Raw genomic sequence first — 24831 nt, 5'->3', positions numbered from 1 at the left:
AACAGGATGAATAAGCGTGACTGAATACAAAGCCATCGCCGAATCGAACAATTTTATTGTATTAGATAAATACACCAAACAACATCAAGTGGCCGAAAGCTACCAAAGCGAAGACGATTTGGAGCGCGAGCTGGTTCGGGATTTGGTCAACCAAGGCTATGAATACCTGCCGGCTTTAAACAACCCACAAGCCATGCTGGCCAATGTGCGAGTGCAGTTGCAAGCATTGAACAAGGTGAACTTCTCAGAAAGTGAGTGGGCGCGCTTTGTTGAAACTTACCTCGATAAACCTAGCGATAGCATCACGGATAAAACACGCAAAATTCACGACGACTATATTCTGGATTTTGTTTTTGACGATGGCCGTATTCAAAATATTTACCTAGTCGATAAAAGCAACATCACCCGCAACAAGTTGCAGGTGATTAAGCAGTTTGAGCAAACTGGCAGCCACGCTAACCGCTACGATGTGACCATCCTAGTGAATGGTTTGCCGCTGGTGCATATTGAGCTTAAAAAACGTGGTGTAGCCATTCGTGAGGCCTTTAACCAAGTACACCGCTACAGCAAAGAGAGTTTTAACAGCGACAATTCTTTGTATAAATTTTTGCAGTTGTTTGTGATTTCTAACGGCACCGATACGCGTTATTTTGCCAACACCACGAAGCGCAATAAAAACAGCTTTGATTTCAGCATGCACTGGGCCAAGGCCAACAACAGCCTGATAAAAGACCTTAAAGATTTTACCGCGACCTTCTTTCAAAAGAACACCTTGCTGAACGTGTTGCTGCATTACTCGGTGTTTGACGTGAGCGGTACCCTGCTGGTGATGCGCCCCTACCAGATTGCTGCCACCGAACGTATTTTGTGGAAGATTAACAGCGCCTTTGAAAGCAAAAAGTGGAGCACCACAGACGGTGGTGGGTATATATGGCACACCACAGGCTCAGGCAAAACCCTGACCAGCTTTAAAGCGGCGCGTTTGGCTACCGAGCTGGAATTTATCGACAAGGTGTTTTTTGTGGTCGACCGTAAAGACCTCGACTATCAGACCATGAAGGAGTACCAACGTTTCTCACCCGACAGCGTGAATGGTTCTGACAGCACCGCTGGTCTCAGGCGCAACCTGGATAAAGACGATAACAAGATTGTCGTCACCACCATTCAGAAGCTGAATAACTTGATTAAGGGCGAGGCGAGCCTGCCCATTTATAATAAGCAGGTGGTGTTTATTTTTGATGAATGCCATCGCAGCCAGTTTGGTGAGGCGCAGAAAAACCTGCAAAAGAAATTTAAACGCTATTACCAGTTTGGTTTTACCGGCACGCCGATTTTCCCACAAAACGCTTTGGGGGCAGAAACCACCGCCAGCGTGTTTGGCCGGGAATTGCACTCTTATGTGATTACCGACGCGATTCGTGACGAAAAGGTGCTGAAGTTTAAGGTGGATTACAACGATGTGCGCCCTCAGTTTAAAGCGGTGGAAACGGAGCAAGATGAAGCCAAGCTCAGCGCGCTAGAGAACAAACAAGCCTTATTGCATCCTGAGCGGATTCGCGAAATATCGGACTATGTTCTTAAAACCTTTCGCCAAAAAACCCACCGCCTGCAAAGCAATAATCAAGGCTTTAATGCCATGTTTGCTGTGAGCAGTGTGGATGCCGCCAAGCTGTACTACGAAACACTCAACCAACTGCAAAAAGACGCTGAAAAGCCTTTGCGGATTGCCACGATATTCTCGTTTGCTGCCAACGAAGAGCAAGACGCCATTGGCGACATTGCCGACGAAAGCTTTGAGGTGTCGGCCATGAACAGCAGTGCCAAAGAGTTTTTGAGTGCGGCGATTGGTGACTACAACGCTTTCTTTAAAACCAGCTTTAGTGTGGATAGCAACGGCTTTCAAAACTACTACCGCGATTTGGCCAAACGGGTTAAATCGCAGGAAGTTGACCTGCTGATTGTGGTGGGCATGTTCCTTACTGGCTTTGATGCGCCCACACTCAATACCTTGTTTGTGGACAAAAACTTGCGGTACCACGGCTTGATGCAGGCCTTTTCACGTACTAATCGTATTTATGATGCCACTAAAACCTTTGGCAATATCGTCACCTTCCGTGACCTAGAAAAGGCCACCATTGATGCCATTACCCTGTTTGGTGACAAAAACACCAAAAACGTGGTGCTGGAAAAAAGTTATAAAGAATACATGGAAGGCTTTACGGATATTGTTAGCGGTGAAGCACGACGTGGTTTTATGGCTGTGGTGAATGAACTAGAGCAGAAGTTTCCAGACCCGTCTGCCATTGAAAAAGAAAGCGACAAAAAAGACTTTGCCAAGCTGTTTGGTGAGTATTTGCGCGTTGAGAACATTCTGCAAAACTACGATGAATTCGCCAGCTTGAAGGCGCTGCAAAATGTGGACATGAGCGACCCTGAAGCGGTTGAAGCCTTTAAAACCGAGCACTATTTAGACGATGAAAAGCTAGCAGAGCTACAAACCATACGCCTGCCTGCCGAGCGCAAAGTGCAGGACTACCGCTCAACCTACAACGACATTCGCGACTGGCAGCGTCGCCAGAAAGCCGCCGACGCGAAGGACCAGTCAAATATAGACTGGGATGATGTGGTGTTTGAGGTCGACCTGCTGAAATCGCAGGAGATTAACCTCGATTACATTCTGGAGCTGATTTTCGAGCACAACAAAAAACACAAGAATAAAGAAGACTTGGTGGATGAAGTGCGCCGCGTGATTCGCGCTAGCCTAGGTAACCGTGCCAAAGAAAGCCTGGTGGTCGATTTCATTAACAAAACCAATCTGGATGATATTGGCGACAAGGCCAGTGTAATTGAAGCTTTCTTCGAATTTGCCCAAGCAGAACAGCAACGTGAAGCCGAAGCCTTGATTAACGAAGAGAGTTTGAACGCGGAACAAGCCAGACGCTACATCAGCGTATCACTGAAACGTGAGTACGCCAGCGACGCTGGTACCGAATTAAACTCCATTTTACCCAAGATGAGCCCGCTTAACCCGCAGTACTTAACCAAAAAACAAAGTGTATTTGAAAAGATTGCTAGCTTTGTTGAAAAATTTAAAGGCGTGGGGGGTAAGGTTTGATAAAAGACCAACTAAAACCGGACGTTAAAGAAGCGTAAGGCGCACCATGGATTCATGGAAAGAGCTCTTCGCTGCGCTGGATAGGTTTGAAGGCGATCAAGCAGCACAAAAACAACAGGGATTGAATGATTTCAATCTGCTTAGCTCAGTTCTGTCGGTAAATGACGAAGTTCGGCTGCATACCCGGTTTATTTATTCATTGTTGAACCCAAAGGGAAAACATTATCAGGGAACGCGATTTCTTGAACTCTTTTTGGAAGCAATCGGGCGGCAGGACTGGTTGTTAGATTTTTCCTCCGTAACTGTGTTGAAAGAACATTGCCCGGATGGTCAACAAGACCAGATTGATCTGTGGATAACTGACGGCAAACGTCAGATTGTTATCGAAAACAAACTCAGCGCCCAAGATCAAAAACGGCAGGTAGCGCGCTATCTTAAGGCTGTTGGTGCCACGAACCCCGAACAGGCAGACGACACCCTGTTTATCTATCTGACCAAAAACCGACAGAGCCCTTCCGATTTCGGTTTGGGTGACCTGATGGTTTGCCAGCAGACTAGGCGTTTGCTCAACGCCAACAGGCAGCCAGTCGCTCACTATCAAAATCTCAGCTACCGAAGACACACCCAGCAAAACAGTATTCATGCTTGGCTGGATTCATGCACTCAAGCGGTGGAGCGACAATCTAATATCGCGTGGGCGTTGCAGGATTATCAGGCTGTAGTAGAACGAGCGACAAAGGAGTATGTGAGCAAAGTGAAAACCCTGAAAGACGTTCTCGATGAGGGTATTGCCCAAGGAAAACGACACCATGAGCAAGCACTACAGCTGACCAAAGAACTACCAAGCATACACGCCAGTTGGCTTGAACAAGCATTAACCAGCAAGCTGGAGGCCTTCCTCGAGCCGTTAGTTAGCAAAGGTGCAATGACCAGAATCGGCTCGGAAAACGCTGAGTTGCTGAATCCCTTCGTCCATAACGCTTATCAAAATAATACTGCCAGCCTTCTGTACACGCCCAGATTCAACTTTTTCCGACCGGGTAACGGTACACGCAATCGGGGCGCGTTCTATCGCTTGGAGGCCGGGCCATACGCCACACAAGCAGTTCTTATGCTGTTTTACGGAAGTAAAATGCTGCACGTGGGCTGCTTGCTAACAGAGACAGCTGAGCGTTCTTTAGATAACCTGCTGCCAGCGCTAACACTTTCAAAGCCAACGAAATTAGCAAAGCATGTGTTCCCTCGGGTTCTGACATACGCTGAGCCCCTTGAGTATCAGGGCATCATTCACCTTGCCGATTTTTCTAATAGTCCACAACGACACACTCTGAACCAACTTTTAACTACCTTGGATTGTGCTGATGGCACAACTGCATCATAAGGAAAAAACATGAGCTATGACGCCAATTTTGACCAAGCCCGACTCAACCAACTCGCAGAACAGTACCTGACAGGGAGCAGCGCTGAGGGGCAGGTGTTTTTTCTGAGTGACTCCGATGATAACCGTCTTGATCATGCTCGTTGGCTGTTCGAGGAAGCCGATCATGATGTCTTGAAAAACTCCGGCTTCAAAACGCATTTGATGGAGTTGCTGGATACCTTGCTGATTTATCGCGCCAAGTACGATAAACCATACGCTAGTCAGGGTGTTGTAAAAATACGCGGGAACGACATTACAATCGAGTGGTTGCCCAAAAGCGAGTTTGAAGAACTGCGGGCCGTGTAAGCTTGTACTGATGGAACCTTGATGGACCTGCATAGCAAATCGGCAAGGGTACATCTCCAAGACAACGACATAACCGCCCTGGAGCACTTTCCAAGCGCTACACATACCTATCTGACTTGCATAGCTGACGCCCCATTCCATAAGTTTGAAAGAGGCGGTTCCTGGAGATGCCTGTTACCCATACGTTATTAATCTGGATAAGTTGCCGCCAAAATCCCATTGCGAAACTTCTCCAAATTAGCGGGAAGCTATGGGCTATTAAGTGTGTGTAATCAACAACTGGAACACCTCGCTGGACTTCAAGGGCTCCAAAAGAGGCCAAGTTACTGTGCTGCCAGGTAGCGCATCATACCCTTAACACCGAAAACCTAACCTCAAGATGGCCACTATCTAGCGCTTAGAAAATCAGCAACGATAAACCCATACGAAGTTCTCTTTCTGAAGTTTCGCTTCTGCCCCCAACCGGTAGGCACAAAGTTTCCCACCTCGATCTCCGGCCACACTGTAATCCAGACAAGCAACATGCTCACTCAAAGGAGCTGGCTCGCCCTTCATCCAGTAATGCCCCACAAACACTGGTTTCTTACCGTCATAGCCAGGGAGGATATGAGCTTCTACAGGGTCATGCGGGATTTTCTCAATCTCTGAACCAGGTACCATCGCCAAATCCCGGTAGGTTAGGCTTTCTGTCTCCCACCACTTGGTTCGTATATCGGTACGCTTATTGCCATCCTTGTCCAGAAAGTAGTGGTCATTCTCCAGGGGTATTTCCAGCCCTTTTAGTAAGGTTTCAATGGCCTCATAGGCTTCACTACCTTCTCGGGCACTGGCTTCCCAGGCCTCTGGTAATAACTGGTTCTGGGCATTCGTGTATTTATCGGCAATTTCCAGATACTTCGGATGCCAGCAGGCATGCACAACCCGAAACTCCGGCAGGTCTAAATACAGCGGTAGCGTTTTAAACCAATCAAGCATGCTGTGGTGTAGCTCACTGCCCTCACCTACCTGCTCCAAGAAAGCTCTATGTTGTTTGTGGTTTTTTTCGATGTGGGGGCGAAGGTACTCACCGGGGTTTTGCGGGTCTGGCGTGGCCCAGGCGACGGCATTGAATTCGTGGTTACCCATAACCGCCAAGGCATGGTCGTTCTCAACCATACCCCGGGCAATCTGAACAGTTTCAACCTGCTCGGGGCCGCGATCTACAAAATCACCCAGGAAAATCACTTTGCGTTCGGGGTGCTGCCAAACTCCATCGATTACTCGATAGTCCATTTTGGTCAACAAGGCTTTAAGTTCACTGGCGTGGCCGTGAATATCGCCAATCAGGTCATACATGGATACTGCTTCCTTCATCCGTTAATGCGAGGCTGTGCGTGTTGCCTAAGTAATCAGATTAAAGGCCTTGTTTCCCGTGGCCTTGCTGGGTTCTGATCCCTCACATTTCCCTATTAATTCACCGTTGCGGGCTAACAAGTAGGCTGCGTTCTTTTTGTAATAGAACCGATACTGCTTGATTTCACCCCAGATTCCAAGGGTTCCGCCGGTTTCATATACATGCTCCCGAACCATACACTGTGCACGGCCAAGCTGTTTGTCGAGCGTCAATCGCCAGAAACCTTTTTTAAAATGCAGGTAGCGCTGGTGCTCGCACACCGACAGCGCAAAAAGAGGCTGACCTTTACGCTTGAAGCCCGTGTCTACCCAAAGGTAGGGTTTGAAGGCAGCCCTTTCCTCCTCAACCTGCTTTTTCAGGCGGGTGATTCTTTGGTCTGCCAGGGACATTTCCATGCCCACCACGGTGCACAGCGCTCTTAGAAAACCTTCACTGCTGAATTTGAAATCGAAACCGCCATCGCTCAACCCGAAATCCGGGCTTTCCAGCACGGTTTGCAATCGCTCTGCGTTCGCGGAAGTGGGGTTTGAGTACCCCATAGCTTTAAGGATTTCTTCGGGTGGGATGGCGGCGGCACGCACTATTAAATCGGTTTTAAAGTTATCGATCATTACGCCTCCTTGAGTAATTCCAGGTATTCATGTGGCGGGATTTACACGGCTCAGTCCTATTGCGCCGTTTTCAGTCGGTAAAAGTAAAAAACAGACCCCTCCTCCACTACCTGATATGGGAATCGCTGAGTCAGATACGAAGCCACCCTGCGGTATATTCGTTTTCGTTTATCCGTCTCGGCTGAGAAGCTGAACATCGGCGGGCGTGTCTGTCCAACCCAATGAACCAATCTCCGAAGCACTGTGCGCAACACGGTAATGGGGTAGCGCGAAGCGCCTATATCCGCTGTTATGAAGGGGGTGTATTCCCAATCGAAAGGGTCATACGCTGGTTGGAATGAAGGGGAAGCGCCCCCGATAATGGCTAGGTGAATTGCGTAGCTACTACTTATAGCCAGTTCATAGATCAGCCCATCTACTTTGAAGGTATGCAGCATCATTTTTCCTCCCTGAGTAATTTGAGAGTCGGAGTTAACCGTTCTGTGTCGAAGCTTTCTCCGCCGAAAAACCATTCCGAGAAGCACTCGGTTAAAGCCTTTTCCAGACTCTTGCCCTCCATCAGCCGCTCTACGATTGCCTCCGCAACGTAGTCGTATTCATCAAAACAGTCGTTTTCTTTACAGCAGGTATTGGCGGGGTCGGTTTGGAACAGGGCTTGGGATAGTTGTTCTGTCGTGACGTTTAGTGTCATAGCGCCCTCCTTTTCGATAGGAGTATTGTGCAACAGGCATGCGACAGATAGTGTCGCGAACATCTAATAAGATAAAAATCCACTATCGGCTGTATTCTGCAATCGGTGAGATTTGGTAAGGGGGACAACACGATGACCACTTCGGAAAAGCAACGCTCACACAACACGGTCATGTTCGATTTGAGCTCCGTACTCAATTACAGCATCCAGCTCACCGTGGAAACCTGGGACTCATCCCGGCCGCTACATTGGTTCAGTCAAACCGATGACTCGGTTTTGGCTGAGGGGCGTTTTCTGGAAGCTCCAGGCTTACCACTGTTCACTCTGGAAGACGACTCCGGAAGGCGGGTGTCTGATGGTATTCCTGACTCGGTTCTTAAGGTCACTCGCTTGATGCCGGCGATGGATTTTGAGCTGGCCCAAGCCTGTGCCGCTTCCAGCGCAGCCTGCGAACTGGCTGAAAGCTCTCCCCTTTTATTTATCCTGCTCGTAGACTATGCCCGCGGCCAGTCGCTCACGCTTGACGAATTCGAAGAGCTATTAGCGTTGAAGCGAACCAGCATTCTTGAAAAGGCCGACCTACCCGCCAGCAAGTCTCTGGTGAAACTGGTGAACCGTATTGAGCTTTCTCCACTGCTTCCTTGGGAGCTGAAAGATGTGGTGAAAACGCTTCGCTGCACCGAATTTATCGAACTGCTTCGGCACTACCCGAATCTGCACTTGAACCATCTACGGTTTCTGCGGCGCCAGCGGCAACCGCTTTGGCCAGGAATGTTGTATCTGGTTGATAGCCAATCATCGGCTTTGGACATTACCTGGCTGTGCCGGATGATTCGAGACACGCTGACGATGGCGGAAGGGAATGTGCAACGCCTTAGGCATGTGAGATCGCGTGACGCTTTGCAAGATCTGCACGACCGTTTGGTAGGCTGGTTCAACAATTTGGGCTCTGAAGGAAAACGGAAAGCCCAAGCTGCTGCGCTCGAACAACGGCACGGCGAATATCCGGCGGCGCCTATTCCTGCCATCGAGGGTATCGAGCCCCTCACCTCTTGGCTTGAACTGCTGGAAGAAGGTGTGGCCATGCGGCACTGTGTTGGTAGTTATGACCAGCGCGTGGCCGATCGCGAGGTGTTCATCTACCGCATGATTCATCCGGAACGGCTAACGATTTCGTTGGCCTATCAGAACAATCGCTGGATCGTGAGTGAGGTGCGCGGGAGCCGAAACGCCAATCCGCCGACTCGGGCCATGGATTACATTCGACGCTGGGTTGAAACACCGTGATCGCGACACTGTTTGTCGCACGCCTCTGTTAGATTCTGTTCTCACTTCGGAAAACATCAGGCAAGCCAATCATCAAAGGTGACTTACTTTGACTGCATCTGCCTTTTCCGAAATTCTGGTTGAACACGGGTTCCTGCCCTACTCCTACGATTTCGCTGCCACTGCTTTGGGTTTTCAGCACGAGATTTTTAACGTGCTCATCCATGACGACCCGGTGTTCACCACCGATTCAAGTATCCATGAACAACTGTGCACGCCCGATGCGATGCTGCGCTGTGAGCTGGTTACGAGAACCGGGGATTTAACCGCCGCTATCGCCTACTTCTACCAGCAATGGTTCAGGGAGCTTCGTTACTCCAACCCGGTGCTACAAATCATCAACCTCAACCAGACTGCGGATACCGCCACGTTCGAGATTCTGACCATGAGTCAGCACAACGCGATGACTTTCCTGTTTACGATCAAAAGAGGAACGCACGATGAATCGATATAAAACCGAAGAAACCCGTGCACGCCAAAACGCTCGTGCGGGTAAAACACATGCCGAAATTGCTGAGCTAGACCAGCAAGAAACACTCCAAGCCAGCATTTACGAGCGCGCCCGTAAGATCCATATAGAACGATTCCCAGAGGAGTACGACCACTATTACGACTCCATCGCGGATGCGAGCGATCGTGCCAGCGGAATCAACCCGATGAGTAAAGAATACATTGAGCGAGTGACCACCAAGCGGAAGAAGGAAGGAGTATCCCCGCTTGAAGAGAATGGACTGCCCACTGCCAACGACACATGGGAAATCGCACTCGCAGAAGCAGAGCGCCAGTTACAGCCAGAGTGACAAACGTTCTATCAGAACATCGAAGCCTTGGGGGCACTTTCACGCCCGCCAAGGCTTCGTTTTTTGTTTCAAGAATTGACCCAACAGTGAAATCACACCAGAATACTGTATATGCAAACAGTATCTAGGTGTAATATGCCCGTCACTCTTCTAGGCGACCATAAGTCGTTCTCTCAATTTGGTATTCCCTTTTTCTTGGAACGCGTATCAGCGGGTTTTCCATCCCCTGCCGAGGATTACGTTGAGAAAACCCTGGATCTGAATGAGCTGTGTATTCAGCATCCGGCCGCTACTTTTTTCGTGCGGGTACAAGGTGAATCCATGGTGGACGCCGGCATCTACCCAAACGATGTACTGGTGGTTGACCGCTCCCTGCGAGCCCAACACGGCGACATCATCATTGCCAGCCTGGAGTCTGAAATGACCGTTAAACAACTGCACCTCAGCCCTCCTCCGGTTCGTCTTTTGCCCAGAAACCCGGCTTACCAGCCCATTACGATTGAAGGCGATATGGTGATGGAGGTGTTTGGTGTTGTTACCAATGTGGTTCGATCGCTCAAGCGCGGAGGAAATTCATGACGACCTCTCATCCCATTTCCTTTGTTACGGTACGACGACGGTTCGACTTCCGAAGCATCGAAGTTGGCCGCTGGGTGACGCCAGAAGAGCGAGACCGCGCGGCTGACCGCTTTTATCGGGCTCTTTGTGATCTTATGACAATTCTGCAGGGACCCGAGAACCTCATCTCCCTTCGTGGATCTCTAAGCATGCAGTACGGCATTGGAGGCCGGCCGGGGGTATCCGCTCACTATATTCCCGCGACTCGCCAACTGGCCCTCGCCAAGAACGCTGGTGCTGGCAGCCTGGCCCATGAGTGGTTTCATGCGCTTGATCATTACATGGGCAACAGAGCCTTCCGGAGTTTAGGGAAGTTTGGCTTTGCCTCCAGTGGTTGGCTCGGTGGTGCCAAACAGAAAGAACACCCATTAAACGAGTTACTCAGAAACTGCTTTAAAACCATTTTACTAACCGAAGATGGAACAGCGCCTAGCCCCCTGTTTCAGGCATCCAAGGAAGCCGACGAGCAACTGAAGGTACTGTATTACGCAAAACCCGAAGAGCTCTGCGCTCGGGCTTTTGAGGCGTTTATCGAAGACAGCACACCCAACAACTCGTTTCTGGTGCGCGGTACCGTTTACTCTGACGAAGCTAAAGCAGGCCTTTACCCAAGGAGCGCGCATCGCCAGCGTATTAACGACGCGTTTCAAGACTATTTTGCTTCGCTAGGTGCGGCCTTGTATCGGGAACAGGCGAAAGCCGGATGAAGCAGCCTGTCTTTGCCCTGGTGGACTGCAACAATTTCTACGCCTCATGCGAGAAGCTGTTCCGGCCAGACTTACGCCATACGCCGATCGTCGTTCTATCCAATAACGATGGCTGTGTTGTGGCGCGCTCCAAGGAAGCCAAAGCGCTTGGCATTAAAATGGGGGTGCCGGTACATCACATCAAGCAGGAGATTCGGCAACACGGTATCCAGCTATTCTCATCCAATTACACTTTGTACGGGGACATGAGCCATCGTGTGATGATGACGCTGGAAGCTATGGCTCCGAGGGTGGATGTGTACTCCATCGACGAAGCCTTTCTAGATCTCACTGGCTTGGAACGCCTAATGTCCTATGAGAACTTCGGTCGACAGGTAAAAGACACCGTGTACCAGAATGTGGGTCTTCCGGTGTGTGTGGGCATTGCGCCTACTCGAACCCTTGCCAAGCTCGCCAACTACGCAGCCAAGAAATATCCAGCAACCGGTGGCGTGGTCGACCTGTCTGATCCAGCAAGACAAAGAAGGCTTTTAGCTCGAGTGCCCGTTGGGGAGATCTGGGGCGTGGGGCGAAAAATCTCGGAGAAGCTTCAGGCCATGAACATTGTTACAGCGATACAGCTGGCCGATGCAGACTTGAGCACGCTAAGACAACGATTCTCTGTTGTCCTGGAACGTACAGCACGAGAGTTAAACGGTGTGCCCTGCCTACCTTGGGAAGATGCTCCCCCACCGAAAAAGCAGATTATGTGCTCCCGGTCTTTTGGGCAGCCCATACATTCCCTCGCGAATCTGGAAGAGGCCGTAACGCACTTTGCAGCGAGAGCGACTGAAAAGCTCAGAGGTGGTGGCCAGTATGCTGGCGAGCTAATGGTGTTCATTCGTACAAACCCATTCAAAACAACGGTTCCGCAGTACTCTCAAAGTGCCAGTGTTCGACTGGTTAAGGCCTCCCAAGATTCCAGGGTAATCGTGCAACACGCCCTGAACCTGCTTCGCTCTATCTACCGTGACGGCTACGAATATTCGAAATCTGGCGTGATGCTCGGCGAGTTAACGGATGCAAGTGGCGTGCAAGACGACTTGTTCGAAACCGCCGCCATAAACCCCTCAGAGAGTGGCCGATCGGAACGCCTGATGTCTGTGATGGATGAGATTAATCGAAAAACACGCGCCAAGGTGTACATGGCAAGAGAAGCCGGGCCGGCAGTCTATGCAATGCGCAGGGGGCATTTGTCGCCGGCGTATACGACAGCCTGGGGTGAGTTGCCAGTCGTGTGGTGATGAGCTAATGCCAAGGTCGTCAATATAATTTACACGCTACATAGCATGTAAGATTTATTACATGCTATACGGCTACAAGCTGAGCGAGTACATACTGCAGTGGTTCAATGGTTTTTGGAAACTAGCTTAGGTAGTAACATTGCCATCACAAACGAGGTTTTGAGTAGAGTCTTTTACGGTGTTCGCAAAGGTCGCAAAGCGAACATTCAAACTTGCGCTTGAAAGGCTCTGTTCAGAGCCAAGGCGGTTCCTTGCCTATCCGGTCCACTAAAAAATCGATGAATACCCGAACCTTCGGGGTCAGCACATTGGATTTCGGATAAACCAGCCAGAGCGCCGGTTCTACATCCATTTGGTAGTCTGGAAGCACCTGTACCAAATGGCCGGCTGCCAATTCACTGTGAACACTCCACCGAGAATGGATGGCAATCCCCGCCCCGTTCATGGTTGCTATTTTGTAGCTCAAACCGTCATCCATAATTAGCCGACTGCCCGGCATGCGCGGATTGAACTGAGCTTGTTCGCCATTCGGACCAGTGAGCTTGATCAGAGTTTGGGACTTGAAGGCCATCAGTTGATGGGCGTACAGATCGCTGGGATGCTCGGGCGTGCCCCATTTCGCCAGATACTCCGGAGCGGCGCAGAAAACCCGCCGATCGTCCGCCAGCTTCCTCGCTTTCAAGTTGCTGTCTGGTAACACCGAGTCCCTCAGCGCCAGATCGAAACTACCCTGAATCAGATCCAGTTCCATATCGGATAACCGCAGGTCCAGATTAATCCCCGGATACCGCTCCAGAAACTCTGGTACCAAAGGCACAATGTATTGTTGTGCAAACGTGCTGGACGCGGTGAATCGCAGCGTCCCTGCCACATTTTCAGCACCAAAGCCCATTGCCGCCAGTGCGGCACTCTCTTGAGCCAGAATTTCCCTCGCGAACGGCAAAAACTCCGCACCTTCGGTGGAGAGCGCCACTTTCCGCGTTGAACGCCGCAGAAGATCCGCTCCGACAGCCTTCTCTAGCTTGGCCAGCCGCGCACTGGCTACCGCCGGCGGCATGCCCAGCTCCCGACCAGCGGCACTAATGTTCAGCATATCTGCGGCCAGTACAAACAGCTTGATTCCTTCGGTGTCCACGGCTTTATATCCATTTTACGAATTCTGAATACGATTATTGGTCATTTATCTAGATTTAGCGAACCCGTAATGTGGTGACTAGAGGCTTTAACGACGCAACGAATGGATTGGAGGCACACGATGAAAGCAATGGTTCTCAATCAGTACGGTGAACAAGCAGTTTTTGAGCAAGCAGATATTGCCGCACCCACCGCGCAACCCGGTCAGGTCATCGTTCGTGTTGCTGCGTCCAGCATTAACACCGTCGACACCATGATTCGCCAGATGGGCGTGGACCTCCCGTTCGCACCACCCCTACCCGCAGTGCTGGGCATGGACTTCGCCGGCACCATCTCGGCGGTAGGGGAAGGTGTGACCGATTTTGCCATCGGCGATGAGGTTTATGGCTGCGCCGGAGGCCTTTCCGATCTCCAAGGCGCTTTGGCGGAATACATGTCGGCCGACTCAAGACTGATTGCCCTCAAACCTAAGAGCCTATCGATGCGTGAAGCAGCCGCACTGCCGCTGGTCGGTATCACAGCATTTGAAGGGTTGCAGAGAGCAGGCGTAAAGGCCGGGCAAAAGGTCCTCGTTCACGGCGGAACCGGCGGCGTCGGCCATGTAGCCGTTCAGTTGGCCAAGCATTCCGGCGCCACGGTGTTTGCAACGGCCAGTGGTGACAAGGCGTTCGACATTGTCGATGGCTACGGCGCTACCCCCATCAACTACAAAACGGAAGCCGTGAGCGATTATGTTCAGGCGCATACTTCGGGCGCTGGTTTCGACGTGGTTTTTGATTCCGTGGGTGGCAATAACATGGCCAACAGCTTTGAAGCTGCGGCTCTGAACGGTCAAGTGAGCACCACCGTGTCCATGGTGGAGCTTGACCTGACAACCGCCCACTTCAAGGGCTTGTCGATTCATGTGATCTTCATGCTGATTCCTATGCTGCACAACCATCACCGGGAAGCCCATGGCGACATTCTTCGGCAATTGGCGGACATTGTGGACCAGGGTGGCGTTAAGCCCCTGCTTGATGAGCAGACCTTCAGCCTCAATGAAGTAGGCAAGGCCTATGATCGCCTGACCAGTGGTCAGGCTATTGGTAAGGTGGTTGTGGAGATCTGAGCCCTAATCCCCTCATCAACAATCACCGGATTAAGGAAGCGGACATGACAAAGAAAATTCTGATCACCGGCGCCACTGACGGTATCGGCCTGGAAACGGCCAAGCGCCTTTACGCGGAGGGCCATACTCTGTTGTTGCACGGCCGTAACCGGGAAAAACTGGAAGCCTTAGAGCGGGAATTGGCTGATAGCGGCAGCGCCGGGCAGGTCTACACCTACACGGCCGACCTGTCCCGGCTGGCTGAGGTAAAACAACTGGCGGCATCCATTGCACTCGCACACGATCAGTTGGACGTCCTTATCAACAATGCCGGTGTGCTGAAGACGCCTGACACAGTGACGCGAGACGGGCTGGACGTCCGGTTTGTGGTGAACACAGTGGCGCCTTATATGCTGACGCAACGCCTGTTGCCCATACTTGCCCCCGACGCAAGGATCGTCAACTTGTCTTCTGCGGCGCAATCGCCGGTGGAGCGGGATGCTCTTGTTGGCAAGAAACGGTTTATGGACGACATGGCCGCCTACGCCCAGAGCAAGCTTGCGTTAACCATGTGGACCAAAGCCCTGGCGGAAGCTGATAGCTCCAGCGGTCACATCTTCGTGGCCGTAAACCCTGGCTCCCTGCTGGGCTCAAAAATGGTCAAGGAAGGCTTTGGCATTGCAGGTAATAGCCTGTCGATTGGTGCAGATGTACTGGTGCGCGCAGCGCTGTCCGAGGAGTTCTCCGGCGCGTCGGGCCGGTACTTTGATAACGACGAGGGCCGCTTTGGGTCGCCCCACCCGGACGCTCTGGATATAAAAAATTGCCAGGCTGTCGTGAATGCAATCGAAGAGGTAATTGCATCTCATCAAACCTGAAGACTCGAGGGTGGCAACACCACCTTGCCAGAGTAATCACTTTAGATTCAGTCGTTCTCGGTCCAGTTATCTATTGCCAGCTTAATCGAAAGCAGACGGACGTCGGCAGGGCGCGAATGTCCGCTTTTGTTTAAAAACCAGTCCAATCCTTTTATAAGAGCAGTCCCTCAACATTTCAAAAGCGCAAGCATTGTTTGACCAGTATCACTCAAGGCTTCGGCCCCGCCCTCATGATCCATTTTTTTAATCTCGGATGGCTACCGTATAGCCTCGGGGATGGTTACATTTGGTTTGCACATACCCCAGGTACTCGTCAGGTATGTGCAGAGAATCTGCCCCAAAACTCGATTGTCTGGCGATCACAGCTTGCACTACCTTCCCATTGTCGCCCCTTTCAAAAAATTAATGAAAATCTGCCTTTTGACCACTTGCAGATGAAGAGCCCCATGAGATGGTCATAGCCAACACAACCAAAACCCGGAGTCACGCTATGAATCACAACTACGTATCGATCTCATTCCCGCAACAAAAAGTGAAGCTATCTGACTGGGAAGTCTCGCGGATCAAACAGGCTATCGACAATCAAACCGCTCAAATAGAAAAGCTCATAACCAGAGCGATTACGGAGATAGACCAAAATGGATACTCGTTAGCGGAAGCAGCTATGAAGCCACTACAGAACCTTCAGGACGCGCATCTGCCAGAGGGTTGGTTTGACCCCGACTTAACCTACGAACTCGAAGAGCTGTTCAAATACACTCAGAATTCCAATGAACCTTTGGAAGCACAGGATTTCCTTGATGAACTAAAAGCGATTTTTTGGTGTGTTGATCTGGATGGGACGGATGGGGCAGCAATTGTTCAACAGTTAAACGCCAAACTGAATAAGCTTGTCGAGCTATCGGTTAACGGGCTCTGCCACTCCATAGCCGGCTATTGGGTTGTCGGCTCAGCTGAGCCTGACGATCATGACGACCGTTCCAACCATGAACTCTGGCGACTGATACACCAGGTGGCGGCGCTTCCATTAGAGGTGCGTCTATTACTGTGCCTAGGGCTCCCAGGCAATGACGAACTGCCAGCCAAAGCGCCTGCCTGCCACTATTTATCCATGCACTAGCATTGTTGATCAGCGAGGAGCCCTTTGGAGTGGCGAGGAAAAACCATGAGAAAAGGATTTTGAAGCGGATTACCCCGGATAGAGAGCAGCGGATCGAAGATGCGGGATTAACCCTATGAATGCTGACTACACTAAAAAAGGGAACGAACGTCGTAAAAAACTTGGTGTGCAGCCCCTTGGATCGAATGGAATGCCGACCTCTGATGAGAGCTGGGACATTGCTTACAGTGAAGCCCGCAAACAGATAAAACAATCGACCCGGTAGAGTCAGACTCTCCGTAGTGATTGGACTGCCAGAAGGACAACCCACTCTGTCCCAGGCATACAGAGTCTTTAACTACTCTGTACTGTGACGACCAACACGCTCCAGCCCCTTTTCCACGGTGCTTTCGATTTCACTGCGAAGCGACTTTGGCTCCAGAATATCGCAATGGACAGCTTGGGCCGTTAGCCACCATCGCAGATCCTGGGTATCACCCCAGCGGATTCTGCTGCCACCACAGTTTGCAAGCGGATACTCCAAAACAGGTTCGATTATTGGTTCCGCGTATAATTTATCGGCGCCATGTATAACCGCGTATAAAACGACCAAGCTTTGCTGAAACTTATAGTGCGAACTGCTCGGAGACTGTTGGGCCGCTCCAGCCGTCCGAACAGAAAGTTCAGTTATCTTCGGACACTGCTAAAGAATGCCGACGGGCATTTTTTACTCTCCGTGCTTGGCTGAGTTCATCAACCAGATAGGCGCCGATGGCTCTCAGAATGCCCATATCAGGATCGGCTTCAGCATCATTTGCTAGGCGAAACAGCTGCTGGTAGTACCAGGCCTGGCCACCCAGCACATTAACCACTTTTATCGGCATCAGTGGGCTGGTTGGTGAGAAGAACCCCTTCTGGGCAAGCTTGACCTGTTCCTCATGGCAAACCGTCTTGTCGATGCGCCCCTCGAGCAAAGCTTTGGGCGTATCCGGGTCTGTACAGAGTGGCCGGCCAAGGCCAATCACATCGGTTTCGCCGCTTGCCACCACCTCTTCCATGAACGCCCGCGTGCGGAAACCACCAGTAACCATCAACGGACAATTGCAGACCTCACGGATTTTCTGGGCATAATCCAGGAAATAAGCCTCTCGCTTACGAGTACTCTCCCGCAGGACCGGACCGTCGCTTGCAGTATCCGAATTGCCGCTGTAACCGAGGAGCCGCGGTTGTTCATAGGTACCGCCGGAGACCTCCAACAGATCGATCCCCTCTTCATTGAGCCAATGCACCACACTCACACATTCGTCGAGGCTGAATCCACCCTTACGGAAATCATCCGAATTAAGCTTAACCGACACAGGAAAGTCCGGTCCCACAGCCGCCCGAGTCGCCCGAACCGCTTCCAGTAGGAAACGGGCGCGGTTTTCCAGAGACCCACCCCAGCGATCATTGCGTTGGTTGGTCGCCGGAGATAGAAATGAAGACAACAGATAACCATGAGCCCCATGCACCTGAACGCCAGTGAAACCGGCTTTCTTGGCAATCCGGGCAACGTTGGCAAAGCGCTGGATAAAATCGAGGATTTCTGACTCGGACAGAGCCCGCGGGCGGGCGTAATTCCCAAGCAGCGAAAGTTGAACGGCCGAGGGTCCCATCGGGCGCGTGGTGACATACCGAGGCGACTGTCGACCGGCATGGGAGATCTGCATCCACAAGTGATTGCCATTCCGGGTACCCGCCTTTGCCCAAGCCTTCAGCCTCGCCATACCCTCAGGCTCGCCGTCTGCCATCTCAGGATCAATTGCTACGTTGCCAGGTCGTTCCAGAACGCGCTGATCAATCATCACGTTGCCAGTAATCAGCAGCCCCGCTCCACCATCGGACCATCGCCGATAGAGTGTTTCGTGCTTTTGCGTGGCGTTCAAATATTTATCTGATAGGCCCTCGGTCATCGCGGCTTTGGCGATACGGTTAGGCAAGACGGCACCGCAGGGCAATTTCAGGGATTGGGACAGGGACGATTGAGTCATTGGGTGATCCAGGTTCTTGTTGAATTACGAATTAAACAATCATGGTTCCAACGATATGGCCATGCAATGGCCGGAAGGCCACAGTACTTCGGACGACTTAGTGGCGACTTCGCTATGGAGGCTACGATGCTTCTGTACCCCTCCCCACCTGATTAGGTGATTTTGCTCGTTGGGTTAAGCTTGTTACTCACAACCACGAGGATGCAAAACCATGGCCTATATCATCTTTTTTATCGCGGGCGGACTTATCGGCAGTCAGTTCGGCCCAGCAGCCGGTATCGTCGGTGCTTTGATTGGGTTGGCTCTTGCCGGTTCAGAAAGCGGCTCATCTGAAGGCAGTGCAAGCTCTGACCGGTTTCAACAGTCAACTTGGCTGACACAACCCGATGAAACTGGCACTACGGGCATTTCCAGCCTGCAGCACAACGATGGTTTTAGTAACGACTTATTTATTGATGACAGCAGCCCAGGGACATCGATAGATCACCAATGGATTTCGGAACCCATATATACAAACCCCGCAACGGGACTACCGATGGTTGAAGAGGGCATGTTCGGTATAGACGTTGGCGGCAACCTATTTGGTTCAAACAATCACGACGCCATGTCCTCTGCTTTTGACACCAGCACTGACTCGCTATTCGACGACACTATGGGGTCTGGAGGCATGGACAACGACTGGTGAGCACACAACCTGCGAAAACCAAACAGGGAATTGGAAAATTAGCCCCTTGATCTGTCATGCAGCCTAAAAAGTCACTTTAACGCCAACGAAAGGCGAAATCTGCGACTTAATATGTAACTGACAACTTCTCCTGGTGGTGCAATCCCCCCAGAAAATAATCGAGGTTTTGAGTAGAGACTTTTACAATGACCGCAAAGGTCGCAAAGCGAACCTTCAGGTCAAAGCCGAGTCTGGAGAAATCTAAATGTGCGTGCACTGATTTTAGGGGATGGTTACAGACGGCCCTCGGGCCGGGAACGGACTACAGCGACTGGTTAAGTGATTTGTTTTAGGCGTGAATATTACTCGCTACTAGCTCCCCACAAAAAAACATATCGCAGCAAAGCCAATGGCCAACAAGGAAAGCCAAATTTTATGGGATCGTTTTAATCTTTCTTGGCATGTATCTAGTTGCTCCCTAAGGTGGTCTACATCCTCAGGGCTAATGTACGGCTCCAAAGGATTTTGACAGGCTGCGCAATATAGGTAGCGAGTCCCGCTCACTTGGTAAAGAGTAAATGTATCCACTAAAAAATCCACTTCTGCGCCGCACTGGATACACGTTTTCATTGAAAAATCTCATTGTGAAATTGTGCATCACAGCGCATAACCGCCCCCGTCTTGAGAAGAATCACCACTTAACGCCAATAATAAGCGGCGCCCGTCTAGGGCGTCCGGTGGACGGCCGTCAGGCCGGGAACGAACTTAATTGACTTGTTAAGCATTGATCTGGTGGGCGAAGCCAGCTTCATCTCTGACACCTACGCGGTTGCCATCGGGGTCGCTGATGTTGATAGTCCGGCCCCAAGAACTTTCCTGGATTTCAGCTTGGATACCCCATGCCCTTATTTCCGCCAGGGCCTCCCCCAAATCCTCGACATTAAAGCGCAGTTTGAAGCTGCCCTCTGTCGGTGACTTAACGCCATTCTTCGCCTTGCCTCCTTGCTCGACCATCAAATAGCCATTCCCGTACTCGAGACAGGTGAGCTTGAAGTCACCCTCCTTTTTCTCGAATAGCTGACGCAATCCAAAGAGGTCTCGATAGAACGCCACGCACTCCTCGAAATTTTCCGTGTTCAAAATTATTCCGTAGCGGGCTATGTTTGCGTGCATGAGCCTTCCTTGTGCTTAACGCTTGCAGCATGCGCGCCTGCGAAATGGAGCCGAAGGCGCAATGTAGTAGGCGTCGCCGTGCCTGCACTGGTTAGGCTTTTGCGTCCCACTGTTCTCGTCGTAACCGGTAAAGTACATGAGACCGCAACAAGCTTCCTTTGGGCAAGCTGGGGTGCTCAAACTCGCCACTGTACTTCATGCCTATTCGCTCCATGACTCGACGCGAGCGCTGATTGCCAACCGTGGTAAAGGAGACAATCTCAGGAAGCTCTAAATGTTGAAACGCAACACCCAGCGCACCACGAGCGGCCTCTGATGCATAGCCTTTCCCCCAGTGAGCTGACGATAACCGCCAACCAATCTCGACACACGGAGAAAAAGGCAGCGTTGCCGTGGGTACGTGTAGCCCACAAAAACCAATAAACGGCTCGGCATCCTTGACCTCAACGGCCCAGAACCCCCAACCGCGCTGCTTTATGAGTGAGTGAATTTTCTCCGCCATCTCAGTACTTGCTTGGCCACTCAGCGGTTCGGGAAAGTACTCCATGACCTTTGGATCGGCGTTCAGCGTGGCAAACGACTTGAAATCGCTTTCTTGCCATTGCCGCAAAAACAGCCGTTCGGTCTCAAATTCTATCAACTCTGCCATGGCAGGATGTGCCTTAGTTCTGAAGCCTAACAGCAATTAGGCAGCGCGCCTTATTATTGAAGAAATTTGACTGCGTCATTATTACTGCCTTCGAACCATCAATCACGCTGCACATAAATCTATAAAACAACAGCTTAGCTGAGCATGGCCATCTCTGCCATGTAATCATTCAGCGTCTATAATTTGCTCTGCCAATCATACTGGATGAAATGGCTGTGATGAGGCTGGAGGCTGCGGAAGAACGCCGTGACTCGATGTTCGCTTTTGCTTAGAACCAATCCAATCCTTTTGAAAAAAGCAGTCCCTCAACATTTCAAAAGCGCAAGCATTGTTTGATCAATATCACTCAAGGCTCCGGGCCCAACTTCATGTTCCAGGCGATACCGAGTACTTGCACACCAATCGATTCAGAGCTTTTGGTTTGCACATATCGCTATACATGCCTTAGCTATGTGCAGAGAATTTGCCCAAAACCAGCAGGAATCTGCCGAATTGCGGGTTCTGTACCTACCGGTTTGGTTTGAACATACCCCGGGAGCCTGATCTTTGGTTTGCACATACCCAAAGTCACTATTTCAGCATCTTCAGAGAATCTGTCCCAAAGCTCAAGCGCAGGGTCGCCAAAAACTCCCGCGCTGTTACCCAGTGTTCAGTTCAAAATTGAACTGATGGCTGGCCCGTCCTTCGCTCTCAGGGACCATTTTTCAATCTCGGATGGTCACCGAATAGCTTCGGGGATGGTTACATTTGGTTTGCACATACCCCAGGTACTCGTCAGGTATGTGCAGAGAATCTGCCCCAAAACTCGATTGTCTGGCGATCACAGCTTGCACTACCTTCCCATTGTCGCCCCTTTCAAAAAATTAATGAAAATCTGCCTTTTGACCACTTGCAGATGAAGAGCCCCGTGAGATGGTCATACCCAACACACCCAAAACCCGGAGTCAGGCTATGAATCACAATTACGTATCGATCTCATTCCCACAAGAAAAAGTGAAGCTATCTGACTGGGAAGTCTCGCGGATCAAACAGGCTATCGACAATCAAACCGCTCAAATAAAAAGGCTCATAACCAGAGCGATTACGGCGATAGGCCAAGATCCATACTTGTCAGTGGGAGCTGCTATGGCGCCACTACAGAACCTTCAGGACGCGCACCTGCCAGAGGGTTGGTTTGACCCTGACTTAACCTACGAACTCGAAGAGCTGTTCAAATACACTCAGAATTCCAATGAACCTTTGGAAGCACAGGATTTCCTTGATGAACTAAAAGCGATTTTTTGGTGTGTTGATCTGGGCGGTACCGATGGAGCAAAAGTTGTTCAACAGTTAAACGCCAATCTAAATAAGCTTGTCGAGCTATCGGATAACGGGCTTTGCCACTCCATAGCCGGTCATTGGGTTGTCGGCTCAGCTGAACCTGACGATCATGACGACCGCTCAAACCATGAACTCTGGCGACTGATACATCAGGTGGCGGCACTTCCATTAGAGGTGCGTCTATTATTGTGCATAGGGCTCCCAGGCAATGACGAACTGCCAGCCAAAGCGCCTGCCTGCCACTATTTATCCATGCACTAGCATTGTTGATCAGCGAGGAGTCCTTTGGAGTGGCGAGGAAAAAACCATGAGAGAAGTATTTTGAAGCGGATTATCCCGGATAGAGAGCTGCGGAATCTCTGGGAACAGATTTGTCGCAACCTCAGGTTACAGTATCAACAACTCCTCGATGACTTGGCAATGAATACGGCAAGCCAATCACCGAAGGAGTCACCATGCACGACTTTAAAACCGTTCTTGCCCAGCACGGGTTTACACCTGACAAATACGACTTTGAATCCACCATCGCATGTCCTGGGTATCACCCACTGTCACAGAAATTTCAAAGCTACTGCCGTCAATCTCACGGGTAATCTGATCAAAACCCATAGGCGATTCAACGCAGGTTTGTCGCAGCGTAACTTCAGGAAAAGCGGCGTATCGGATTTCAGAATACCCTTGGCACCCGAATGAATGTACAGGTCTAGGTCAAAGTCTTCGGGGCGCTCTACCGGTTCTTCGATGATCTCTCCCGTTGTAGGCCTATGAAAGACTAACTGGCGAACACCTTCCCTGCCCTCAATGGTTCCAGTGAGGTAGACGTTTGGGTCTCGGAATATTAGGCCATAATGGTGGACTCTGATCTGCTCCGGCACGGCCAGAGCCTTGGACTACAGTCTCAAACGCTGGACAGCGCTGACGCAGTGATGACATTAATCCTATCCCCGAAACTCAACGGGCACGATCCGTATGCCTACCTAAAAGATGTTCTGACGAAACTAACGACGCAGAAAAAAGCTATTGATGAATTGCTACCGCACAACTGGTCGCCGGCGAGCATTAGCAAGGTGTGATTGCTGGCAGCTTACCCTACTCGGACGTTTTCTCACGGACCTCAGGCCAACCGCATAGCATATTCATAGCTTCAAAATTTAAGCTATGGGTACAGACTATCTGTCGCCACTCTTCAGGTGCGCAGCGGGAGAGCCGCTCCAATGGCAATGAATATGCCACCACAGACCCTATTGAAGGCTTTACCGATATTGCGCAGCCAGTGCCGGATTCTGCTTGCTGACGTCGCCAGAAAGTATTCAACAAAACATTCCGTCACCACGAATGTTAACGCTAGCACGATAAACTGAAGCACCAGGCCACGGTCTGGATCAATAAATTGGGGCAGGAAGGCGCTGAAGAACAGCAGCGCTTTTGGGTTAGTTAAAGACGCGAGCAGGCCCTGGCGAAAGAGCCACCTGCCATTGACTGCTTTCGACTCGATATGTGTCGTCGGCTCAATAGGGGGAGAACGCCAGACCTGGATACCAAGCCAGACAAGATAAATACCACCAATCCATTTCAGAATGGTTAACCAGATCAGGGAGGATTTGATGAGGGCTCCAATTCCGAACATGCACAGCGCAATAACGACCGTGAACCCAGCCGCTCCACCTAAAATGGTGAAAAGAGTCTTTCGGTTACCATGGAGAGCACCATGTGTGAGGGCAAGAAGTCCGTTCGGGCCAGGGGAAAGTGACAATCCAACACAAGTGATCAGATATATAAGCCATAATTCGAGTTGCATTGATTCTCCAAAGGCCTTTGCTTGTCGGTAGAAACCGTCCCATGACGCCGCTTACGAAAGATTACCACAATTAGCCTGTTCCCAGTTCTGTGGTAATAGCTCGTCGATGGAATTGTTCTTCTGCGTCGCCGGGAGGGTCAGTACATGCTTTAGATAGACATAGCGACCGTGCCCATTCAGCTTCGCTGACTGGAGTCATGACCGCCGCAGCGTGTTGGCCACTTCGCAATGAACCGGCGAACCTCTAGTTGGTGCGACCCAGCGCCCAAGGACAGATCTGGTTTTCCACCCAGTTGTTATCAATGGGCACAGGGCCAGATGCCTAAGCCGTCATGGATCAGCACTTTCATTCGGTTACCCCATTTGTTGGTGAACAGGTACGCACAATGGGGTCGGGCTGAACCAAACACCTGAACGACACGTGCCAACGCCGAAGTTGGTTGGCGTTGAGGTCATTACCCAGGGCAATACGGGAAAACAGAAATTCTGGGTCTGTAGCACTCGGCCTCCAGCCGAGCTTTAAATTCCGGAGCGTGTCGACGGCGTTTCCGGTAAGGGCGGGTTACGCTTACATTGCTCATAGATAGTGTCCACTAAAGAATAAGTGGACACTATCTTGAAGGCTTCGGCGCCAGGCTCAATATGGGTTTGCCGGACCGTTACGATACTTAGTCCAAATTTGGACTGAAAATCGGGTTTGACTGCATCCATCTCATGTTCGATGCGATA

General features: G+C 50.8%; 25 protein-coding genes and 2 pseudogenes. 16 read left to right on the top strand and 11 right to left on the bottom strand.

Annotated elements, in window-relative coordinates; all coding sequences use genetic code 11:
- Positions 1-16: 16 nt before the first annotated feature.
- From FFI61_RS03405 to FFI61_RS03395, 3 genes are read left to right on the top strand one after another with little or no spacing between them, the layout of a single operon-like run.
- A complete protein-coding gene (locus tag FFI61_RS03405) occupies positions 17-3115 on the top strand; it encodes a type I restriction endonuclease subunit R (protein WP_200369275.1) in 3099 nt (1032 codons plus the stop codon).
- Between the two features lie 46 nt (positions 3116-3161).
- Entirely contained in the window at positions 3162-4496 is a 1335-nt protein-coding gene (locus FFI61_RS03400) for a PD-(D/E)XK nuclease family protein (protein WP_200369274.1), read from the top strand.
- 9 nt (positions 4497-4505) lie between these two features.
- The gene (locus tag FFI61_RS03395) at positions 4506-4841 is read left to right on the top strand and encodes a hypothetical protein (RefSeq protein ID WP_200369273.1); all 336 of its coding nucleotides are present in this window, start codon (positions 4506-4508) and stop codon (positions 4839-4841) included.
- Between the two features lie 405 nt (positions 4842-5246).
- On the opposite strand, the gene FFI61_RS03390 is transcribed toward FFI61_RS03395, so the two are convergent.
- The 3 genes from FFI61_RS03390 to FFI61_RS03380 all read right to left on the bottom strand — a co-directional run bounded on the left by FFI61_RS03390 (position 5247) and on the right by FFI61_RS03380 (position 7536).
- Entirely contained in the window at positions 5247-6176 is a 930-nt protein-coding gene (locus FFI61_RS03390) for a metallophosphoesterase (RefSeq protein WP_200369272.1), read from the bottom strand.
- A gap of 45 nt (positions 6177-6221) precedes the next feature.
- Entirely contained in the window at positions 6222-6845 is a 624-nt protein-coding gene (locus FFI61_RS03385; RefSeq protein WP_200369271.1) for a hypothetical protein, read from the bottom strand.
- Positions 6846-7281: 436 nt separating this feature from the next.
- On the bottom strand, positions 7282-7536 hold the full coding sequence (locus tag FFI61_RS03380; RefSeq protein ID WP_200369270.1) for a hypothetical protein: 255 nt from the start codon (positions 7534-7536) through the stop codon (positions 7282-7284).
- Positions 7537-7668: 132 nt separating this feature from the next.
- Here FFI61_RS03380 and FFI61_RS03375 point away from each other — a divergent pair, with 132 nt between their 5' ends.
- From FFI61_RS03375 to umuC, 6 genes are all read left to right on the top strand, one after another.
- Entirely contained in the window at positions 7669-8823 is a 1155-nt protein-coding gene (locus FFI61_RS03375; RefSeq protein WP_200369269.1) for a PcfJ domain-containing protein, read from the top strand.
- Between the two features lie 88 nt (positions 8824-8911).
- Positions 8912-9316: a hypothetical protein gene (locus tag FFI61_RS03370; RefSeq protein ID WP_200369268.1), complete on the top strand. Its 405-nt coding sequence runs from the start codon at positions 8912-8914 to the stop codon at positions 9314-9316.
- Positions 9303-9662 (top strand): hypothetical protein, encoded by a 360-nt coding sequence (locus FFI61_RS03365; protein ID WP_227714571.1) that lies wholly within the window; start codon positions 9303-9305, stop codon positions 9660-9662. The genes FFI61_RS03370 and FFI61_RS03365 overlap by 14 nt, the downstream gene beginning before the upstream one ends.
- A gap of 135 nt (positions 9663-9797) precedes the next feature.
- Positions 9798-10241, top strand: coding sequence for a LexA family protein (locus tag FFI61_RS03360; protein ID WP_200369267.1), 444 nt, complete (start codon positions 9798-9800; stop codon positions 10239-10241).
- Entirely contained in the window at positions 10238-10987 is a 750-nt protein-coding gene (locus tag FFI61_RS03355; protein WP_200369266.1) for a CLCA_X family protein, read from the top strand. Before FFI61_RS03360 ends, FFI61_RS03355 begins: the two co-directional genes overlap by 4 nt.
- A complete protein-coding gene (gene umuC / locus FFI61_RS03350) occupies positions 10984-12270 on the top strand; it encodes a translesion error-prone DNA polymerase V subunit UmuC (protein WP_200369265.1) in 1287 nt (428 codons plus the stop codon). The genes FFI61_RS03355 and umuC overlap by 4 nt, the downstream gene beginning before the upstream one ends.
- A gap of 232 nt (positions 12271-12502) precedes the next feature.
- Here the strand turns inward: umuC and FFI61_RS03345 are convergent, their stop codons facing one another.
- Positions 12503-13405 carry a LysR family transcriptional regulator gene (locus tag FFI61_RS03345; protein WP_200369264.1) on the bottom strand — a complete coding sequence of 301 codons (903 nt, stop codon included), beginning with the start codon at positions 13403-13405 and terminating at the stop codon, positions 12503-12505.
- A gap of 120 nt (positions 13406-13525) precedes the next feature.
- Between FFI61_RS03345 and FFI61_RS03340 the strand changes: the two genes are divergently transcribed.
- The 4 genes from FFI61_RS03340 to FFI61_RS03325 all read left to right on the top strand — a co-directional run bounded on the left by FFI61_RS03340 (position 13526) and on the right by FFI61_RS03325 (position 16754).
- Positions 13526-14512: a zinc-dependent alcohol dehydrogenase family protein gene (locus FFI61_RS03340; RefSeq protein WP_200369263.1), complete on the top strand. Its 987-nt coding sequence runs from the start codon at positions 13526-13528 to the stop codon at positions 14510-14512.
- 44 nt (positions 14513-14556) lie between these two features.
- Positions 14557-15369 (top strand): SDR family NAD(P)-dependent oxidoreductase, encoded by an 813-nt coding sequence (locus tag FFI61_RS03335; RefSeq protein WP_200369262.1) that lies wholly within the window; start codon positions 14557-14559, stop codon positions 15367-15369.
- A 490-nt stretch (positions 15370-15859) separates the two neighbouring features.
- Positions 15860-16489: a hypothetical protein gene (locus FFI61_RS03330; protein WP_200369261.1), complete on the top strand. Its 630-nt coding sequence runs from the start codon at positions 15860-15862 to the stop codon at positions 16487-16489.
- A 115-nt stretch (positions 16490-16604) separates the two neighbouring features.
- A complete protein-coding gene (locus FFI61_RS03325; RefSeq protein WP_200369260.1) occupies positions 16605-16754 on the top strand; it encodes a hypothetical protein in 150 nt (49 codons plus the stop codon).
- A 72-nt stretch (positions 16755-16826) separates the two neighbouring features.
- On the opposite strand, the gene FFI61_RS03320 is transcribed toward FFI61_RS03325, so the two are convergent.
- The gene (locus FFI61_RS03320; protein WP_227714570.1) at positions 16827-17012 is read right to left on the bottom strand and encodes a WYL domain-containing protein; all 186 of its coding nucleotides are present in this window, start codon (positions 17010-17012) and stop codon (positions 16827-16829) included.
- Positions 17013-17151: 139 nt separating this feature from the next.
- Positions 17152-18498, bottom strand: coding sequence for an NADH:flavin oxidoreductase/NADH oxidase family protein (locus FFI61_RS03315; RefSeq protein ID WP_200369259.1), 1347 nt, complete (start codon positions 18496-18498; stop codon positions 17152-17154).
- Positions 18499-18709: 211 nt separating this feature from the next.
- Here FFI61_RS03315 and FFI61_RS03310 point away from each other — a divergent pair, with 211 nt between their 5' ends.
- Entirely contained in the window at positions 18710-19183 is a 474-nt protein-coding gene (locus tag FFI61_RS03310; protein ID WP_200369258.1) for a hypothetical protein, read from the top strand.
- Positions 19184-19939: 756 nt separating this feature from the next.
- Here FFI61_RS03310 and FFI61_RS03305 read toward each other — a convergent pair.
- On the bottom strand, positions 19940-20335 hold the full coding sequence (locus FFI61_RS03305; RefSeq protein ID WP_200369257.1) for a VOC family protein: 396 nt from the start codon (positions 20333-20335) through the stop codon (positions 19940-19942).
- A 91-nt stretch (positions 20336-20426) separates the two neighbouring features.
- Positions 20427-20984, bottom strand: a complete 558-nt coding sequence (locus FFI61_RS03300; protein WP_200369256.1) for a GNAT family N-acetyltransferase — start codon at positions 20982-20984, stop codon at positions 20427-20429.
- Positions 20985-21935: 951 nt separating this feature from the next.
- On the opposite strand from FFI61_RS03300, the gene FFI61_RS03295 reads away from it, so the two are divergent.
- Entirely contained in the window at positions 21936-22565 is a 630-nt protein-coding gene (locus FFI61_RS03295; protein ID WP_200369255.1) for a hypothetical protein, read from the top strand.
- 290 nt (positions 22566-22855) lie between these two features.
- Here the strand turns inward: FFI61_RS03295 and FFI61_RS03290 are convergent, their stop codons facing one another.
- Positions 22856-23179 (bottom strand): WYL domain-containing protein, encoded by a 324-nt coding sequence (locus tag FFI61_RS03290; RefSeq protein WP_320159553.1) that lies wholly within the window; start codon positions 23177-23179, stop codon positions 22856-22858.
- 39 nt (positions 23180-23218) lie between these two features.
- Between FFI61_RS03290 and FFI61_RS03285 the strand changes: the two are divergent.
- A pseudogene (locus FFI61_RS03285) lies at positions 23219-23377 on the top strand (transposase domain-containing protein); the annotation flags it as partial.
- A gap of 113 nt (positions 23378-23490) precedes the next feature.
- Here the strand turns inward: FFI61_RS03285 and FFI61_RS03280 are convergent.
- Both FFI61_RS03280 and FFI61_RS03275 read right to left on the bottom strand, forming a co-directional pair.
- Positions 23491-24102 (bottom strand): LysE family translocator, encoded by a 612-nt coding sequence (locus FFI61_RS03280; protein ID WP_200369254.1) that lies wholly within the window; start codon positions 24100-24102, stop codon positions 23491-23493.
- Between the two features lie 51 nt (positions 24103-24153).
- A pseudogene (locus tag FFI61_RS03275) lies at positions 24154-24418 on the bottom strand (transposase domain-containing protein); the annotation flags it as partial.
- Positions 24419-24831: the final 413 nt, after the last annotated feature.

The organism is Marinobacter sp. DY40_1A1, from assembly GCF_016597815.1.
GTDB lineage: Bacteria > Pseudomonadota > Gammaproteobacteria > Pseudomonadales > Oleiphilaceae > Marinobacter > Marinobacter xiaoshiensis.
This window is presented reverse-complemented; position numbering and strand designations above follow the sequence as displayed.

What these genes read in the sequence shown, in the direction of transcription:
- FFI61_RS03400 (WP_200369274.1), top strand. Translation starts at nt 3,162, where the DNA reads ATGGATTCATGGAAAGAGCTCTTCGCTGCGCTGGATAGGTTTGAAGGC.
- FFI61_RS03395 (WP_200369273.1), top strand. Translation starts at nt 4,506, where the DNA reads ATGAGCTATGACGCCAATTTTGACCAAGCCCGACTCAACCAACTCGCA.
- FFI61_RS03390 (WP_200369272.1), bottom strand. Translation starts at nt 6,176, where the DNA reads ATGTATGACCTGATTGGCGATATTCACGGCCACGCCAGTGAACTTAAA.
- FFI61_RS03385 (WP_200369271.1), bottom strand. Translation starts at nt 6,845, where the DNA reads ATGATCGATAACTTTAAAACCGATTTAATAGTGCGTGCCGCCGCCATC.
- FFI61_RS03380 (WP_200369270.1), bottom strand. Translation starts at nt 7,536, where the DNA reads ATGACACTAAACGTCACGACAGAACAACTATCCCAAGCCCTGTTCCAA.
- FFI61_RS03375 (WP_200369269.1), top strand. Translation starts at nt 7,669, where the DNA reads ATGACCACTTCGGAAAAGCAACGCTCACACAACACGGTCATGTTCGAT.
- FFI61_RS03365 (WP_227714571.1), top strand. Translation starts at nt 9,303, where the DNA reads ATGAATCGATATAAAACCGAAGAAACCCGTGCACGCCAAAACGCTCGT.
- FFI61_RS03360 (WP_200369267.1), top strand. Translation starts at nt 9,798, where the DNA reads ATGCCCGTCACTCTTCTAGGCGACCATAAGTCGTTCTCTCAATTTGGT.
- FFI61_RS03355 (WP_200369266.1), top strand. Translation starts at nt 10,238, where the DNA reads ATGACGACCTCTCATCCCATTTCCTTTGTTACGGTACGACGACGGTTC.
- umuC (WP_200369265.1), top strand. Translation starts at nt 10,984, where the DNA reads ATGAAGCAGCCTGTCTTTGCCCTGGTGGACTGCAACAATTTCTACGCC.
- FFI61_RS03340 (WP_200369263.1), top strand. Translation starts at nt 13,526, where the DNA reads ATGAAAGCAATGGTTCTCAATCAGTACGGTGAACAAGCAGTTTTTGAG.
- FFI61_RS03335 (WP_200369262.1), top strand. Translation starts at nt 14,557, where the DNA reads ATGACAAAGAAAATTCTGATCACCGGCGCCACTGACGGTATCGGCCTG.
- FFI61_RS03330 (WP_200369261.1), top strand. Translation starts at nt 15,860, where the DNA reads ATGAATCACAACTACGTATCGATCTCATTCCCGCAACAAAAAGTGAAG.
- FFI61_RS03325 (WP_200369260.1), top strand. Translation starts at nt 16,605, where the DNA reads ATGAATGCTGACTACACTAAAAAAGGGAACGAACGTCGTAAAAAACTT.
- FFI61_RS03315 (WP_200369259.1), bottom strand. Translation starts at nt 18,498, where the DNA reads ATGACTCAATCGTCCCTGTCCCAATCCCTGAAATTGCCCTGCGGTGCC.
- FFI61_RS03310 (WP_200369258.1), top strand. Translation starts at nt 18,710, where the DNA reads ATGGCCTATATCATCTTTTTTATCGCGGGCGGACTTATCGGCAGTCAG.
- FFI61_RS03305 (WP_200369257.1), bottom strand. Translation starts at nt 20,335, where the DNA reads ATGCACGCAAACATAGCCCGCTACGGAATAATTTTGAACACGGAAAAT.
- FFI61_RS03300 (WP_200369256.1), bottom strand. Translation starts at nt 20,984, where the DNA reads ATGGCAGAGTTGATAGAATTTGAGACCGAACGGCTGTTTTTGCGGCAA.
- FFI61_RS03295 (WP_200369255.1), top strand. Translation starts at nt 21,936, where the DNA reads ATGAATCACAATTACGTATCGATCTCATTCCCACAAGAAAAAGTGAAG.
- FFI61_RS03280 (WP_200369254.1), bottom strand. Translation starts at nt 24,102, where the DNA reads ATGCAACTCGAATTATGGCTTATATATCTGATCACTTGTGTTGGATTG.